Source organism: Cryptosporangium sp. NPDC048952, assembly GCF_043197895.1.
Lineage (GTDB): Bacteria > Actinomycetota > Actinomycetes > Mycobacteriales > Cryptosporangiaceae > Cryptosporangium.
The window spans coordinates 542,253-556,261 of record NZ_JBICTY010000002.1 but is presented as its reverse complement, the minus strand read 5'-3'; the positions used below and the strand labels follow the sequence as shown (position 1 = coordinate 556,261).

At 71.5% G+C, this 14,009-nt stretch carries 13 protein-coding genes; 10 read left to right on the top strand and 3 right to left on the bottom strand.

The window, feature by feature from the left end; genetic code table 11:
* Positions 1 to 12: 12 nt before the first annotated feature.
* The 4 genes from ACGFY5_RS10810 to ACGFY5_RS10795 all read left to right on the top strand — a co-directional run bounded on the left by ACGFY5_RS10810 (position 13) and on the right by ACGFY5_RS10795 (position 4,729).
* The gene (locus tag ACGFY5_RS10810; protein WP_392719379.1) at positions 13 to 948 is read left to right on the top strand and encodes an AraC family transcriptional regulator; all 936 of its coding nucleotides are present in this window, start codon (positions 13 to 15) and stop codon (positions 946 to 948) included.
* 59 nt (positions 949 to 1,007) lie between these two features.
* A complete protein-coding gene (locus ACGFY5_RS10805; RefSeq protein WP_392719378.1) occupies positions 1,008 to 2,498 on the top strand; it encodes a diguanylate cyclase domain-containing protein in 1,491 nt (496 codons plus the stop codon).
* 87 nt (positions 2,499 to 2,585) lie between these two features.
* Positions 2,586 to 3,650: an aldo/keto reductase gene (locus ACGFY5_RS10800; RefSeq protein WP_392719377.1), complete on the top strand. Its 1,065-nt coding sequence runs from the start codon at positions 2,586 to 2,588 to the stop codon at positions 3,648 to 3,650.
* Between the two features lie 110 nt (positions 3,651 to 3,760).
* Positions 3,761 to 4,729, top strand: a complete 969-nt coding sequence (locus ACGFY5_RS10795) for a phytase (RefSeq protein WP_392719376.1) — start codon at positions 3,761 to 3,763, stop codon at positions 4,727 to 4,729.
* On the opposite strand, the gene ACGFY5_RS10790 is transcribed toward ACGFY5_RS10795, so the two are convergent.
* The 3 genes from ACGFY5_RS10790 to ACGFY5_RS10780 are packed head-to-tail and all read right to left on the bottom strand — an operon-like array spanning position 4,719 to position 6,834.
* Complete coding sequence (locus ACGFY5_RS10790) at positions 4,719 to 5,120, bottom strand: RidA family protein (protein WP_392719375.1); 402 nt, start codon at positions 5,118 to 5,120, stop codon at positions 4,719 to 4,721. The genes ACGFY5_RS10795 and ACGFY5_RS10790 overlap by 11 nt on opposite strands.
* Positions 5,121 to 5,131: 11 nt before the next feature.
* A complete protein-coding gene (locus ACGFY5_RS10785; RefSeq protein ID WP_392719374.1) occupies positions 5,132 to 5,896 on the bottom strand; it encodes an IclR family transcriptional regulator in 765 nt (254 codons plus the stop codon).
* Positions 5,893 to 6,834, bottom strand: a complete 942-nt coding sequence (locus tag ACGFY5_RS10780) for a sugar kinase (protein WP_392719373.1) — start codon at positions 6,832 to 6,834, stop codon at positions 5,893 to 5,895. The genes ACGFY5_RS10785 and ACGFY5_RS10780 overlap by 4 nt, the downstream gene beginning before the upstream one ends.
* Positions 6,835 to 6,915: 81 nt before the next feature.
* Between ACGFY5_RS10780 and ACGFY5_RS10775 the strand changes: the two genes are divergently transcribed.
* The 6 genes from ACGFY5_RS10775 (at position 6,916) to ACGFY5_RS10750 (ending at position 13,970) form a co-directional block, all read left to right on the top strand.
* Positions 6,916 to 8,169 (top strand): amino acid deaminase, encoded by a 1,254-nt coding sequence (locus ACGFY5_RS10775; protein ID WP_392719372.1) that lies wholly within the window; start codon positions 6,916 to 6,918, stop codon positions 8,167 to 8,169.
* Positions 8,166 to 9,746 carry an amidohydrolase family protein gene (locus ACGFY5_RS10770; RefSeq protein ID WP_392719371.1) on the top strand — a complete coding sequence of 527 codons (1,581 nt, stop codon included), beginning with the start codon at positions 8,166 to 8,168 and terminating at the stop codon, positions 9,744 to 9,746. The genes ACGFY5_RS10775 and ACGFY5_RS10770 overlap by 4 nt, the downstream gene beginning before the upstream one ends.
* Complete coding sequence (locus tag ACGFY5_RS10765; protein ID WP_392719370.1) at positions 9,743 to 10,411, top strand: bifunctional 4-hydroxy-2-oxoglutarate aldolase/2-dehydro-3-deoxy-phosphogluconate aldolase; 669 nt, start codon at positions 9,743 to 9,745, stop codon at positions 10,409 to 10,411. Before ACGFY5_RS10770 ends, ACGFY5_RS10765 begins: the two co-directional genes overlap by 4 nt.
* Complete coding sequence (locus ACGFY5_RS10760; RefSeq protein WP_392719369.1) at positions 10,408 to 12,036, top strand: GntP family permease; 1,629 nt, start codon at positions 10,408 to 10,410, stop codon at positions 12,034 to 12,036. Before ACGFY5_RS10765 ends, ACGFY5_RS10760 begins: the two co-directional genes overlap by 4 nt.
* Positions 12,037 to 12,181: 145 nt before the next feature.
* Positions 12,182 to 13,312: a sensor histidine kinase gene (locus ACGFY5_RS10755; RefSeq protein WP_392719368.1), complete on the top strand. Its 1,131-nt coding sequence runs from the start codon at positions 12,182 to 12,184 to the stop codon at positions 13,310 to 13,312.
* Positions 13,313 to 13,316: 4 nt separating this feature from the next.
* Entirely contained in the window at positions 13,317 to 13,970 is a 654-nt protein-coding gene (locus ACGFY5_RS10750; RefSeq protein ID WP_392719367.1) for a response regulator, read from the top strand.
* The last annotated feature ends 39 nt before the right edge of the window (positions 13,971 to 14,009 follow it).

Genomic DNA, 14,009 nt, shown 5'->3' with positions numbered 1-14,009 from the left:
CAGGAGGTGCACGTGGAGCTCCTGTACCGCACGACCGACGTCGCCGACGCCCACGACCGGGCCCAGTCCGTCATGGTGCGCCACCGCATGGAGGTCGACCGCACGACCGGCACGTTCGACGCGTCCGTCCACCGGGCCGCTGTCGGCGACCTGGAACTGCTCGCGTTCTCCTACGGCGCCCCGACCCGCATCGTCTCCGCTCCGCTCGACGGATTCGTCGCCGTGCACTGTCCCCGCCGTGGTCACCTGCAAGTCTCCCAGAACCGGAGCGACGCCGTACTGGCGCCGGGCGCCGCCGCGGTGATCTCCAGCGGGAGCCCGGTCGAGCTGACGTGGAGCGCCGACCTCGACCTGATCGTGCTGAAGATTCCGGAAGCCGTGCTGTTACCGCAGCTCGCCGCCCTCACCGGCAACGCGGTGACCGATCGGGTCGTCTTCGACCCGGTCCACCGGCTCGACGCGGGCAGTGCCCTCGCCGCCGCCATCGAGCTGGCCGTCCGGGCCGAGAACGCCTCCGCGGGACTCTCCGCCGCGGTGACCCAGGCCGTGGTCACCGGGCTCCTCCTCGGGCACGGACACACGCTGTCCGCGCGGGTCTGGGAGGCGTCCTCGTCGCCCGGAGGCGTCGTCGGGAGTGTCGTCGACATCGTGCGGGCGCAGCCCGCCGTGCCGCACACGACCGCGACGCTCGCCGCCCGGGTGGGGATCGGCGAGCGGACGCTCCAGCTGGCGTTCGCCCGCCAGGTCGGAGCGCCACCGATGGCCTACCTCCGCCGGGTCCGGCTCGAACTCGCCCGCGACCAGCTTCTGGCGGCCGCGCCCGACGGCGGGCTCACCGTGCTGGACGTCGCCATCGGTTGCGGATTCGGTCACGCGGGCCGGTTCGCGGCCGGCTACCGGGCGCGCTTCGGCGAATCCCCGTCCGCCACCCTCCGCCGCGCCGTCTGACTCAGGTCGCGCCGCGCGCCGCCGATGAACCGGGGGTGGCGGCGCGCACGGATGGGAGCGTGCTCGCCCGCCTGCGCACGATCTTCCTGCTGTACGCACTGTTCACGGCGTCCGTCGGGATCGCCTCCACGCTGAACGCCCCGTACGGCTCCTACACGAGCCGGGTGGCGGCGGCGCTCGCTGTCGTCGTTCTCATGGCCTACTGGCTAATCGGTTGGTCGCGCCAACAGTTCCCGGCGTGGCTCGAACCGGTCGAGTGGATGCTGGTGGCGGCGCCCTGCCTCGTCGTCGACGCGGTCAGCGACAACGGCGGGTACTTCGGCGCGCTGCTGTTCCGCAGCTACTACGGCACCCGGCGGCAGTTCTGGATCCGCCTGGCGCTCGTGCAGATCGTCCCGGCGACGCGGCTGGTCGTCGGGGTCGTCGAGGACCGGCCGATGCCGCCTCCGCAGTACGTCGCCGTGGTGCTGTTCGGGTTGCTCGTGCCACCACTCGTCCGTGCCCTGCGGGGTGTCGCGGAGCAGAACAGCCGGCTGATCGCGCGGGAGCGGACGCACCTGACCGGCTCCGAACAGCTGGCGGCGGCGGCCGACCACCAGGCGCTGTACGACGCCGCGGTGGCCGTCGCCGTCGACCTGACCGCCGCACCGCGTACGGCGGGTGTGCTGCTCGCGTTGTCCGACGCCGAGCCCGGGACGCCCGGATCGCTGCGGTTCGCCGCAGAGCGCGGCATGCCCGACGGGCTGGTCGGCGCGGCCGTGGCCCTCGACCGCGTGCCGCCGGAGATCGTCGCCCGGATGACCGGCTCCCACCCGGATTACCTCACACCGGACGACTACGCCCGGCTCCGCGACGCCACCGGGCTACCGCCGTCACCCGGCGGCCTGCTGGTCGTCCCGATCAGCGCGGGCGGACGCTACCGCGGCGCGTTCGGCATCTCCGGTGCCGGCCGGCTGCCCGTCGACACGCAGACCAGCCTGGCGACCTGGGGTATGCGCGTCGCGGAAGCGCTGCACCGGATCGATCTCACCGCCGAGCTGACGTTCCGTGCCTACCACGATCCGCTGACCACGCTCGCGAACCGGGCGCTGCTGGAGTCCCGGCTGGAACACGCGCTGGGTGACCGCCGCGCCGCCGGTCAGGTCGCACTGCTGCTCCTCGACCTCGACGGGTTCAAGCAGGTCAACGACGTGCATGGGCATCCGGCCGGTGACGAGCTGCTGCGCACGATCGCCGGGCGGCTCCAGCGCTGCGTGCGCGAGACCGACACGGTCGCCCGGATCGGTGGCGACGAGTTCGCGATCCTGCTCAACGGCGTCGACGCCCCCGAGCTCGTCGCCGCGACCGCGGACCGGGTCGTCGACACGATCCGGGAGCCGATCCAGGTGGAGGGACGGACGGTCACTGTCGGCGTGAGCGTCGGTGTCGCGGTGGCCCAGCCCGGCGGGCCGGTCGGCGTTCGGGAGCTGATCCGCGCCGGTGACCAGGCCATGTACCGCCGCAAGGCCACCCGTGCGGGCGGCTGGGAGCGCTACGAGCTCACGGTCTGACCACGAATGTTTCCCGGCGGCGGAAAACCGCTACATGGGTACTCGCAAGCATTCATACTTCCGGCGAGAGAGGGCACTGTAAGCATCATGGAATATCGCCAACTAGGTAACTCTGGCCTGCGGGTTTCGACGCTCACGATGGGCACGATGACGTTCGGCGGTTCGGGCGGCTTCTCCCGGATCGGCACTACCGACGTCGAGGCCGCCACGCGGCAGTTCGACCTTTGCCGCGAGCACGGCGTCAACCTGATCGACACGGCGAACATGTACTCGGTCGGCGTGTCCGAGGAGATCGTCGGCGAGGCGGTCAAGGGGCAACGGGACGAGTGGCTGCTGGCCACCAAGGTGCGGTTCCCGATGGGTGACGGCCCGAACGACGCGGGGCTCAGCCGCCACCACATCCTTAACCAGGCCGAGGCCAGCCTCCGCCGGCTGCAGACCGACTACATCGACCTGTACCAGCTGCACGAGTGGGACGGCCACACCCGCCTCGAGGAGACGCTCGGCGCGCTCGAGACCCTCGTCCAGCAGGGCAAGGTCCGGTACGTCGGGGTCAGCAACTACACCGGCTGGCAGCTGCTCAAGGCGTTGGGCATCGCCGAGCGCGACCGCCTGCCCCGCTTCGCCAGCGAGCAGATCTACTACTCGCTGCACGGCCGGGAGGCCGAGAACGAGCTGCTGCCCGCGGCCGTCGACCAGGGCCTGGGCGTGCTGGTGTGGAGCCCGCTCGCGGGGGGTCTGCTGTCGGGCAAGTACACCCGCGGCGCGGACGGGCAGGTCGAGGGGCCGAAGGGGTCGCGGCACATCGGTGACTGGAGCGAGCCGCCGATCGACTACCCCGACCGGCTGTTCGCCACGATCGACGTCGTGCGCAAGATCGCCGACGGCCGGGGTGTGTCCGGTGCGCAGGTGTCCCTGGCGTGGCTCCTCACGCGGCCGGGCGTGACGTCGCTGATCGTCGGTGCGCGGACCGACGAGCAGCTCGCCGACAACCTCGCGGCCGCGGAGCTCACGCTCACCGCGGACGAGATCGCGGAGCTGGAGCGGGTGAGCCGGCCGCCGCTGCTCTACCCGTACTGGCACCAGCACGCCGCGGCCAAGGACCGGCTCAGCCCGGCCGACAAGGTCCTGCTGGAGCAGTACTACGACTAGCCCCACGGGGCCGCTCGCGACCGTCGTCGTCGGCCGCTCGCGCAAGTGATCGGCGCGCACCCGCGGCGCTTCGCCGCGGGATGCGCGCCGTGCCGCGTTAGCGTGGCGCGATGCGTCTGTTTGCCGCATTCCTCACGTTCATACTTATTCTGACGCCGAAAGCGGCGCGCGCCGAACCGGTCACCGACGCCCTCGTGGAGACCACCCCCGTGGAGCACTCGGCGTCCGCCGCGATCGACGTCGCGCTGTGGGTGGATACCGCGAAACCGCGGCGGTCGATAGTGATCGGCACCGATCAGAAGGGTCCACTGGAGACCTACGACCTGTCGGGGCGGCGGCTCCAGCGGATCAGTGCGGTGTACCCGACCGGCGTGGACGTGCGGGGCAACGTGGTCGTGGCGACCTCGGGCCACGGCTTGAAGGTCTTCACCGTCGACACGAAATCCCGGCGGCTGGTGTTCCGCGCCGGGATCCCCACCGGCGTGACGCCGTACGGCGTCTGCCTGTACCGCGGCACGAGCCTGTACGCGTTCGCCACCTCGGTGGGTGGCCGCGTCGAGCAGTGGCGGCTGTCGGTGAACGGCACCAGGGTCACCGCCCAGGCCGCCCGCACCTGGAAGGTCGGCACCCGCCTCGACACCTGCGTCGCCGACGACCGGGAGGGCGCGCTCTACGTCAGCGAGCGGCGGTTCGGCATCTCCCGCTACCGGGCCGACCCGGCCGGCGGTCTGCGACGAAAAGTCATCGACCGCGCGAAGACCCGCTGGGGCGGGAAGGACGGCAAGGTCACCGCCGACCTGGAAGGCCTGGCGATCGCCGGTGACCGCCTGTACGCGACCTCGCAGGGAAGCACGGACTTCGTCGCCTACGACCGGGTCAGCAACACGTACGAGGGTCGGTTCCGGGTGGGCAACAGCCGCCACGTGGACGGCTGCCAGGACACCGTCGGGATCGAGGCCACGTCACGTGCGCTCGGGCCCCGGTTCCCGACGGGTGTCTTCATCTGCCACGACGGCTACAACCAGGACGGCTCGACCGTCGAGCGGGAGAACTTCAAGCTGGTGCCGCTCATTCGATGACGGCCAGCGCGTCGATCTCGATCAGCAGGTCCTCGCGGGGCAGACCGACGATCACTGTCGTACGGGCGGGGAAGACGCCCGAGGTGATCCGCGCGCGCAGGAACTCGCCGTAGGCCTCGTTCAGGGTCGCGAAGTGCGCCCGGTCGGTGAGGTAGACCCGCAACATCACGACGTTGTCGAACGAGGCACCGCCCGCCGTGAGGATCGCCTCGATGTTGCGCAGCGTCTGCTCGGTCTGCTTCGCCACGTCGCCGGGGCCGATCAGGTCGCCGGTCTCCGGGTCGTTCCCGATCTGACCGGAGACCTGCAGGATCTGCCCGTGCCGGAGGCCCTGCGGGAAGACGGGCAGCGGGGTGGGTGCCTGGTCGGTGACGATGGCCGTGCGGGTCATGGTGCTTTCCCCTAACGTGGAGAGTGTCCGGTGGATCGGTGACCGCAGTCCCGGGAGATGTCGGTGGTCGCCGACAGCAACGCGGGGACGAGTTCGAGGACGTCCTCGTACGGCAGCAGGACGTCGGGCACCGAGATCGACACCGCGGCGAGGATCCGGCCGTTGGCGCCGCGGATCGGGGCGCCGACGCAGTTGATGAACGTCTCGTTCTCCGCGTGATCCTCCGACCAGCCACGTTCGGCGGTGCGGGCGATCTCGTCGCGGAGCTCGGCGGGGCCGGCGGGGGTGTTCTCGGTGTACTTCACGTACGTGAGCTGGTCTATCAACTCGTCGCGTTCGGCGGGGTCCAGACCCGTGAGCAGGACCTTGCCCACCGCGGTGCTGTGCAGGTCGGCGGTCTTGCCGATCCGCGACGCCATCCGCACGGGCATCTCGCGCGGCTCGAGTTTGTCGACGTAGATCGCTGTGGCGCCGTCGAGTACCGCCAGGTGGACGGTCTGCGCGGTCTCGTCGCGCAGGCTCTTCAGACGCGGCGCGGCGACGACACGCACTTCGAACGAGTCCAGCGCCTGGTGCGCGAGCCGGAACAGGTGCGGGCCGAGCCGGTACTGGTGCTCGCCGTCGTGCAGCACGAACCCCTCGTCCTCGAGGACGCGCAGCAGGCGCAGCACCGTGCTCTTGTGCACACCCTCGGCCTCGGCGAGTTCACCCAGCGTGCTCGTGCCACCAGCGACCCGGTCGAGCAGCGACAGGGCACGGGCCACCGACTGACTCATGGAACCAGATCCTCCCAGGCGGGCAACGTGACCGGCCGGTCCTCCCGGACGACCAGCGCCGCGGCCGCGCACCGGTGCCCCAGGACCACGGCCGAGCGGACGTCCAGGTCGTACCAGCGCCCGGCGAGGTACCCGGCCGCGAACGCGTCTCCGGCGCCGACGGGTTCGACGACGTCGACGTCCAGCGCCGGGACGTGCAGGACGTCCTCGTCGAGAACGAGCACGCCGTGTTGCTCCTGCTTGAGCAGGATTCGCTGGGCGTTCGGCAGTTCCTTGCGCAGGGCGGCGGGCTCGGCGGTGCCGAACACCTGGACCGCCTCGTCCGCGCCCAGCAGCACCTCGTCGGCCGCGGCGAGCAGCCGGCGCAGCGGAGCGTCGTCGCGGTCGTGCCACAGCGCGGGGCGGTAGTTCAGGTCCACGGTCAGGTGCCGGCACAGACTCGGTAACACGTCGCAGAACGCGGCCGTGTCGTCGGAGAGCCCGGCCGTGATGCCGCTGATGTGCACGCGTTCGGCGTCGCCCAGAGCAGTTCGAACGGCGGGACGTTGCAGGTAGGCGGGCGACAGCGCGGACGCGGCGGAGTTGTCGCGGTAGTAGAGCATCGCCGAGCGGCGGGAACCGTCGCTCGCGGTGCCGGGCGCCTTGACGTAGAGGCCGGTCGTGCGGACCGGATCGCGTTCGACGGCGGCGACGTCGACGCCGGCGCCGCGGGCGACGTCGGTGATGTGTTCACCGAAACCGTCGTCGCCGAGGCGGGAGAGCCAGGTGGTGGGGACACTGAGCCCGGCCAGCGTGAGCGCGACGTTGAGTTCGGCGCCGCCGACGGTCCGGACGAACGCCGCTGCGTGGGCGAGGGGGACGTCGTCGGCCGGGGTCAGCACGGCCATCGCCTCGCCGATGCAGACGATTCGCCGCGTTGAACTGGTTGCCCCGAGCATGCGGCGATGCTAGAACAGTGCCCATCAATTCTGCAACGTCCATTGCATCCTGTGCAACGCGGCAGTTCGAAGGGAGGCAGCGTGCGATACGACGTGGAGAACGTCGGACAGTTGGGGCCGGAGCAGAAGGCGGTTCCGGTCGCTGCGTGGGGGATTTCGGCGGCCGAGTGGGTGGCCGGGAAGCCGGGCCTCGCGTCGCTGCCGACACCCCTGGTGACGCTCGACGCGGGTGCGCTGGAGAACAACCGCACGGCGATGGCCGGGTGGGCGGCGAGCGTCGGGGTCGACCTGGCGCCGCACGGCAAGACGACGATGGCACCGTCGCTGTGGCAGGCACAGCTCGACGCCGGTGCCTGGGGCATCACGGTCGCGACGCCGTGGCAGTTGTCGTTCGCGCTGAGCGCCGGTGTCCCCTGCGTGCTCGCCGCGTATCCGGTGCTCGACCCCGGCGTGCTGCGCTTCCTCGGGCAGCCGCGGACCGCGCGGGTGTTGGTGTGGGCCGACGGGGTGGACGTGATCGCGGCGATGGCGCCGCACGTTGCCGATGCGGCCCAGCCGCTCGACGTGTTGATCGACGTCGGCGCGCCCGGCGGACGGACCGGGGCACGTACGCTCGCCGCCGCCGTGGCCACCGCGGAGGCGGTCGTGGCGACGCCGGGACTCCGGCTCGCCGGGGTCGCGGGCTACGAGGGTTCGCTGGCGCACGACGCGTCGCCGGCCAGCCTGGCGACCGTGCGCGAGTACCTGGATTCGCTGGTGGTCGTCCACGCCGCGCTGGGGCGTCTGTACGACGACGGCGAGGCGATCGTCACGGCCGGGGGCAGCGCGTACTTCGACGTCGTCGCCTCGGCGTTGGCACCGTTGCACGAACCGGGGAAGACCCGCGTGGTCGTGCGGGCCGGGGCGTACGTGGCGCACGACGACGGTTTCTACCGGGGCATCACCCCGTCGGGACGCGAGGCCGGGCCGGCGTTCCGGGCCGCGCTGCACGGCTGGGTGCGGGTCATTTCGCGTCCCGAGCCGGGGCTCGCGCTGGCCGACGGCGGCAAGCGCGACCTGCCGTTCGACGAGGGCCTGCCGGTGGTGCAGGCCATCCGGCGCAACGGGGGAGCGACTGAACCCCTGAGCGGCGCGGAGGTGACCGCGCTGGCCGACCAGCACACGTTCGTGCGCCTCACCGGCGATGCCGAGAACGTGCAGGTCGGGGACGTGCTGCGGCTCGGGTTGTCGCACCCGTGCACGACGTTCGACAAGTGGGGGCTGGTGCCGGTCGTCGACGACGCGCAGGCCGATCAACCCGTGGTTGTGGACGTCGTCCGGACGGTGTTCGGATGAGTACCCTCACGATCCGGGGGGCCTCGATCGTCGATGGCACGGGTGCGCCTGCTTATCCCGGTGACGCGCTGATCGTCGACGGCCGCATCGCCGCTCTCGGCTCGGACGTCCCGTCGGAGGGCGAGATCCTCGACGCCGACGGGCTCGTCCTCGCACCCGGCTTCATCGACATGCACGCGCACTCCGACCTCGCCGTCGTCACCGACCCCGAGCACCTCGCCAAGACCACGCAGGGCGTCACCACCGAGGTCGTCGGTCAGGACGGGCTGAGTTACGCGCCCGTGGACGACGTCACGCTGCCGATCCTCCGCGATCAGCTGGCCGGCTGGAACGGGGTCGCCGGTGACCTTCCGTGGCGGACCGTCGGTGAGTACCTCGACCGCGTGGATCAGGGTGCGGCCGTCAACGTCTGCTACCTGGTGCCGCAGGGCAGCGTCCGGATGATGGCCGTGGGTACCGAGGACCGGCCCGCGACCCCGGCCGAGCTCTCGCGGATGCAGCAGCTCGTGCGCGAGGGTCTCGAACAGGGCGCGGTCGGCATGTCCAGCGGTCTCACGTACGTGCCCGGCATGTTCGCGGACACCGACGAGCTCGTCGCGTTGTGCCGGGTGGTCGCCGAGCACGGCGGGTACTACTCGCCGCACCAGCGTTCGTACGGTCGCGGAGCGCTCGAGGCGTATGCCGAGATGGTCGAGGTCGCGCGCCGCAGTGGGGTCGCGCTGCACCTCACGCACGCGACGATGAACTTCGGGGTGAACCGGGGCCGGGCAGGGGAGTTCCTGGCGCTCGTGGACGGCGCTCTCGCCGAGGGCATCGACGTCACGCTCGACACCTACCCCTACCTGCCGGGGTCCACCACGCTCTCCGCCGTGCTGCCGAGCTGGTCCGCGACCGGCGGCCCGTCCGCGACCCTGGAGCGGCTCAGCGATCCCGCGGCGCTGGCGCGGATCCGGGAGCACCTCGAGGTCACGGGCTCCGACGGGTGCCACGGCGTCGTCGCCGAGTGGGACACGCTGCAGATCTCCGGCGTGCGGGAGCCGGAGCTGAGCGGTTACGTCGGCTCGACGATCGCCGCGCTGGCCGCGGAGTCCGGCCGGGAGCCGTTCGACGTGTTCGTCGACGTCCTGCGCCGCGACCGCCTCGGCACGACGATCCTGCAGCACGTCGGCCACGAGCCCAACGTCCGCGAGATCATGCGGCACCCGAGGCACACGGCCGGCAGTGACGGCCTTCTGGTCGGTGGGCGGCCGCACCCGCGGGCGTGGGGCACGTTCCCGCGGTACCTCGGGCACTACGTCCGCGAGGAGGGTGTGCTGGGGCTCGAGGAGTGTGTGGCGCGGATGACCGGCCGCTCCGCGGCCCGGCTCGGACTCACCGACCGCGGTGTGGTGCGGGTCGGTGCGGTGGCTGACCTGGTGCTGTTCGACCCGTCGACGGTTGCCGCCGGGTCCACGTTCGACGATCCCCGCCGGCCCGCCGTCGGCATTCCCTTCGTTTTTCTGGACGGTGTTCGAGTGATCGACGACGGTCAGCGCACCGAGGCAGTGCCGGGCCGGGCGCTGCGGCGGGCCGCATGAGCGCCTCGCCGGCGGATCGTGCCGATCGCGCGGCGGCGGATCGCGGCGCGGAGGGGTTGCGGTGGTTGTTCGCTGACCGGGTTGTCTGTGTGGTGCGTGCGCCGGTGTTGCCGTCGGCTTCGGCGCTGTGCGAGGCGCTCGCGGCGGGCGGTATCCGCACGGTGGAGCTGACGTTCACGACACCGGACGTGCTGCGGCACCTGGAGTCGGCCGCGTCGGTGCCCGGGGTCTCGCTCGGCGTGGGAACCGTGCTCACCGCCGCCGACGCCCTGGACGCGATCCACGCCGGAGCGCGCTTCCTCGTCACCCCCGGCGTGTTACCCGAGGTCGCCGCGGTGGCCCGCGACCACGACGTGCCGTTCCTGATGGGCGCGCTGACACCCACCGAGGTGCTCACCGCTTCCTCGCTCGGCGCCGCCGCCGTGAAGGTCTTCCCGGCCTCGGCGTTCGGACCGCGCTACCTACGCGACCTGCACGGCCCGTATCCCGATCTACAGCTTGTTCCCTCGGGGGGCGTTACCGCCGGCAACGCGGCGGAGTACCTGGCGGCGGGGGCCGCCGCTGTCACCGCCGGGACCGGAGTGGTCCCGCCGGACGTCGTCAGTGCCGGCGACTGGGCCGGCATCACCCGACGCGCCACCGAGTTCACCGGAGGATTGACGTGAGTTGGTTACAGGAATCGACCGGGGGATTACTCCTCCTCTGCGCGGCGGCAATAGCCGTGCTGCTCGCGCTGATCATCGTGGTCAAGCTCGAGCCGTTCATCGCGCTGCTGATCGCGGGATTCGCGCTGGCGCTCGCGGCCGGGCTGCCGGTGTCGAAGATCGTCGGGACGGCGTTGAAAGCCTCCGACTCGGTACTCGAGACCGGGTTCGGGGGGATTCTCGGGCACATCGCGGTGATCGTCGGGCTCGGGACGGTGCTCGGCGCCATCCTGGAACGCTCCGGCGGCGCGGACGTGCTGGTCGAGAAGCTCACCGGAGTGTTCGGTGAGCGGGGCGCACCGATCGCGATGGGCCTCGCCGGGCTGATCTTCGGCATCCCGGTGTTCTTCGACATCGGCATCTTCGTGCTCGCGCCGCTGGTGTACGTGGCCGCGCTGCGGGGTGGACGGTCGCTGGCGCTGTACGCGCTGCCGATGCTCGCCGGCCTGTCGATGACCCACGCGTTCCTGCCCCCGCACCCCGGGCCGACGGCCGCGGCCGGTCTGCTGGGCGTGAGCCTCGGGTGGGTCATCCTGATCGGCGTCATCTGCGGCCTCCCGGCGTTCGCCGCGGCCGGTATCGCGTGGCCGTACTGGATCGGTCCCCGTATCCGCGTCGAGGTCCCGGCCGAGGTGGTCGAAGCCGAAGCGAAGCAGCCGGTCACGGTCGGCGGCGGTTCGTCGTTGGACGCCGAGGCGTCGTCGACTGGGGGCTCGGTCGGCGGTGGCTCGACGACCGGCGGCTCGGGTGGCGGTGTGGCGACGGCGGAGCGGCCGTCGGGTGGTGTCGGTGACTCGGCCGACGGCGTTGGAGACGGCACCGGCGTCGACCGGGACGACGACCTCGACGGCGGCTCGGCCGCTGGTCGACCGGCAGAAGACTCCCCGGCCCCGTCCGCCACAGTGGCGGGGCGGCGACCGGTGGGGCTCGGGACGGTGCTCGGGATCATTCTGGTGCCGCTGGTGCTGATCCTCGGCGCGACGTTCGGCACGGTGTGGCTGGACCCGAGCACCTTCCTGCAGGTGCTCACGTTCCTCGGCAACCCGGCGGTGGCGCTGACGATCGCGGTGCTGCTCGCGTTCTGGCTGCTCGGGGTGCGTCGGGGCAGCACGGTTGCGGAACTGTCCGAGGTGACGGCGAACTCGCTGCGCCCGGTCGGCATGATCCTGCTCGTCGTCGGTGCGGGTGCGTTCTTCGGCAAGGTCATCTCGTCGACGGGTGTCGGTGACGCCCTGGCCGGCACGCTCTCCGACGCGGGGCTGCCGATCATCGTCCTCGCGTACCTGATCTCGTGCGCGCTGCGGCTCGCCCAGGGCTCGGCGACGGTCGCGCTCGTCACCACCGGCGGCATCATCGCGCCGCTCGTGCAGAACGAGGGCTACTCGCCGGCGCAGCTCGCCACGCTCGTGATCGCGATCAGCGCGGGGTCGATCATCGCCAGCCACGTCAACGACGGCGGGTTCTGGATCATCTCCCGCTACTTCAACATGTCCGTGAAGCAGACGCTGGCCACCTGGACCGTCCTGGAGACGATCCTGTCGATCGTCGGCTTCGTCATGACCCTGATCGTCTGGGCCCTGCTCTAACGCCCCCCCGAGGCGTGAACACTGTGGGGGCCTATACGCCCCCACAGTGTTCACGCCTCACCCGACGGCCTCGCTCGCGCGGGGGAGTCGGCCTCTCGCTCGGGTGGGCGAGGTGGGGGTGAGGGATGCGCGGCAGACTGGGCGGGTGAATGCCTGGTTATCGCGGTATCGCGTCGACCTGTTGATCGCGGCTGTGGTCGCGGTGCCGGTGGCGGGGCAGGTCGGGGCCGCCGACCCCGGTGAGGCCGATGCGCTCGGAGTCGCGTTCAGTGCCGGAACCGTCATTCCGCTGGTGTGGCGTCGCCGCGCCCCGTTCACTGTCGCGTTGATCGTGCTCGCGTTCGGACTGCTGACCTCGGGGTACGCGCGCCCCGGCCAGCAACTGCAGTACGGCGCGCTCGTGGCCACCTACACGATCGCCGACCTGGGGTTCCACCCCTGGCAGCGCTGGTCGATCCTGCTCGGGCAGGTCATCACGATCCCGCCCGGCGCGATCTGGATCAAACACAACACGTTCCCGCAGCTCATGTTCACGCTGCTGCTGCCGATCGCGGCCTGGATGCTCGGTACGGTCACCCGCCTCTACCGCGAACGCGGCGACGCCCTGGCCGCCCGCGCCGACGAGCTCGAACGCCAACGCACCTCCGACGCCGCCCGTGCCGTCGCGGAGGAACGCGCCCGCATCGCCCGCGACCTGCACGACGTCCTCGCCCACGCGGTCAGCGTCATCGTGGTGCAGGCCGAGGCGGGTCCGCTGGTGGTCCGCAGCGACCCCGACCGGGCCGAACGCGCCTTCGACGCGATCGCCGAGTCCGGACGCGACGCGATGGCTCAGCTCCGCCGCTCGCTCGGCGTCCTCAAGACCGCGGGCGACGTCAGAGCGCTGGCCCCGCAGCCGACGGTCGCCGACGTCCCGGCGCTGCTCGAGCGGGTGCGCCGAACCGGCCTGGACGTGACGTTCACGCAGGTCGGCGATCCCATCCGGATCGGCCCGGACGCCGAGCTCGCCGCGTACCGCATCATCCAGGAGGGCCTGACGAACACCGTCAAACACGCCGAGGCCACAATGGCCACGGTGACGCTCACCTGGTGGCCCGACGGCCTGGCCATCGAGGTGCGGGACGACGGCTCCGGCAGCCCTGTCGCCGAGGTGGTGGCTGGGCACGGGTTGGCGGGGATCGCGGAGCGGGCGGCGGCGGGCGGGGGGACCGCTTCGGCCGGGCCGGTGGAGGGTGGATTTCTGGTGACCGCATGGCTGCCGGGATACTTGAGCTAGCCAAATGATCAGAATAGTGGTCGCTGATGATCAGGAGCTGGTGCGCAGCGGGTTCATCATGATCCTCGACGCGCAGCCCGACTTCACCGTCGTCGCCGAAGCGGGGGACGGGCTCGCCGCCGTCGACGCGACCCACGCCCACGCGCCGGACGTCGTCCTGCTGGACGTACGGATGCCGACGCTGGACGGACTGGGCGCCGCACGCCGGATCTGCGCGGAGACAACGGCGAAAGTCATCATGCTGACGACGTTCGACCAGGACGACTACGTCTACGACGCGTTGGCCGCAGGCGCCAGCGGTTTCCTGCTCAAGGACCTGCGCCGCGACGATCTGGTGCACGCGGTGCGGGTCGTCGCCGGCGGTGAGGCGCTGCTCGCGCCGACCGTCACCCGGCGGCTGATCGCCGAGTTCACCCGGCACCGCGAACGCGGCACGATCGTCCCGTCCCGCCTGGCCGTGCTCACCCCGCGCGAGCAGGAAACCCTCACGCTGCTGGGCCGCGGACTGTCCAACAGCGAGATCGCCGCCGAGCTCGTCGTGAGCGAGCACACCGTGAAGACGCACGTCAGCAACGTGCTCACCAAACTCGGCCTCCGAGACCGCATCCAGGCCGTGATCGCCGCCTACGAAACGGGCCTGATCGTCCCCGGCAACTAACCGGGCCTACGACGACTTCCCGGCCCTACGCCGGCCGCT

Excerpts from the sequence above, each read along its gene's own strand:
- ACGFY5_RS10750 (WP_392719367.1), top strand. The coding sequence starts at position 13,317 with ATGATCAGAATAGTGGTCGCTGATGATCAGGAGCTGGTGCGCAGCGGG.
- ACGFY5_RS10785 (WP_392719374.1), bottom strand. The coding sequence starts at position 5,896 with ATGAGTCAGTCGGTGGCCCGTGCCCTGTCGCTGCTCGACCGGGTCGCT.
- ACGFY5_RS10790 (WP_392719375.1), bottom strand. The coding sequence starts at position 5,120 with ATGACCCGCACGGCCATCGTCACCGACCAGGCACCCACCCCGCTGCCC.
- ACGFY5_RS10780 (WP_392719373.1), bottom strand. The coding sequence starts at position 6,834 with ATGCTCGGGGCAACCAGTTCAACGCGGCGAATCGTCTGCATCGGCGAG.
- ACGFY5_RS10770 (WP_392719371.1), top strand. The coding sequence starts at position 8,166 with ATGAGTACCCTCACGATCCGGGGGGCCTCGATCGTCGATGGCACGGGT.
- ACGFY5_RS10795 (WP_392719376.1), top strand. The coding sequence starts at position 3,761 with ATGCGTCTGTTTGCCGCATTCCTCACGTTCATACTTATTCTGACGCCG.
- ACGFY5_RS10765 (WP_392719370.1), top strand. The coding sequence starts at position 9,743 with ATGAGCGCCTCGCCGGCGGATCGTGCCGATCGCGCGGCGGCGGATCGC.
- ACGFY5_RS10800 (WP_392719377.1), top strand. The coding sequence starts at position 2,586 with ATGGAATATCGCCAACTAGGTAACTCTGGCCTGCGGGTTTCGACGCTC.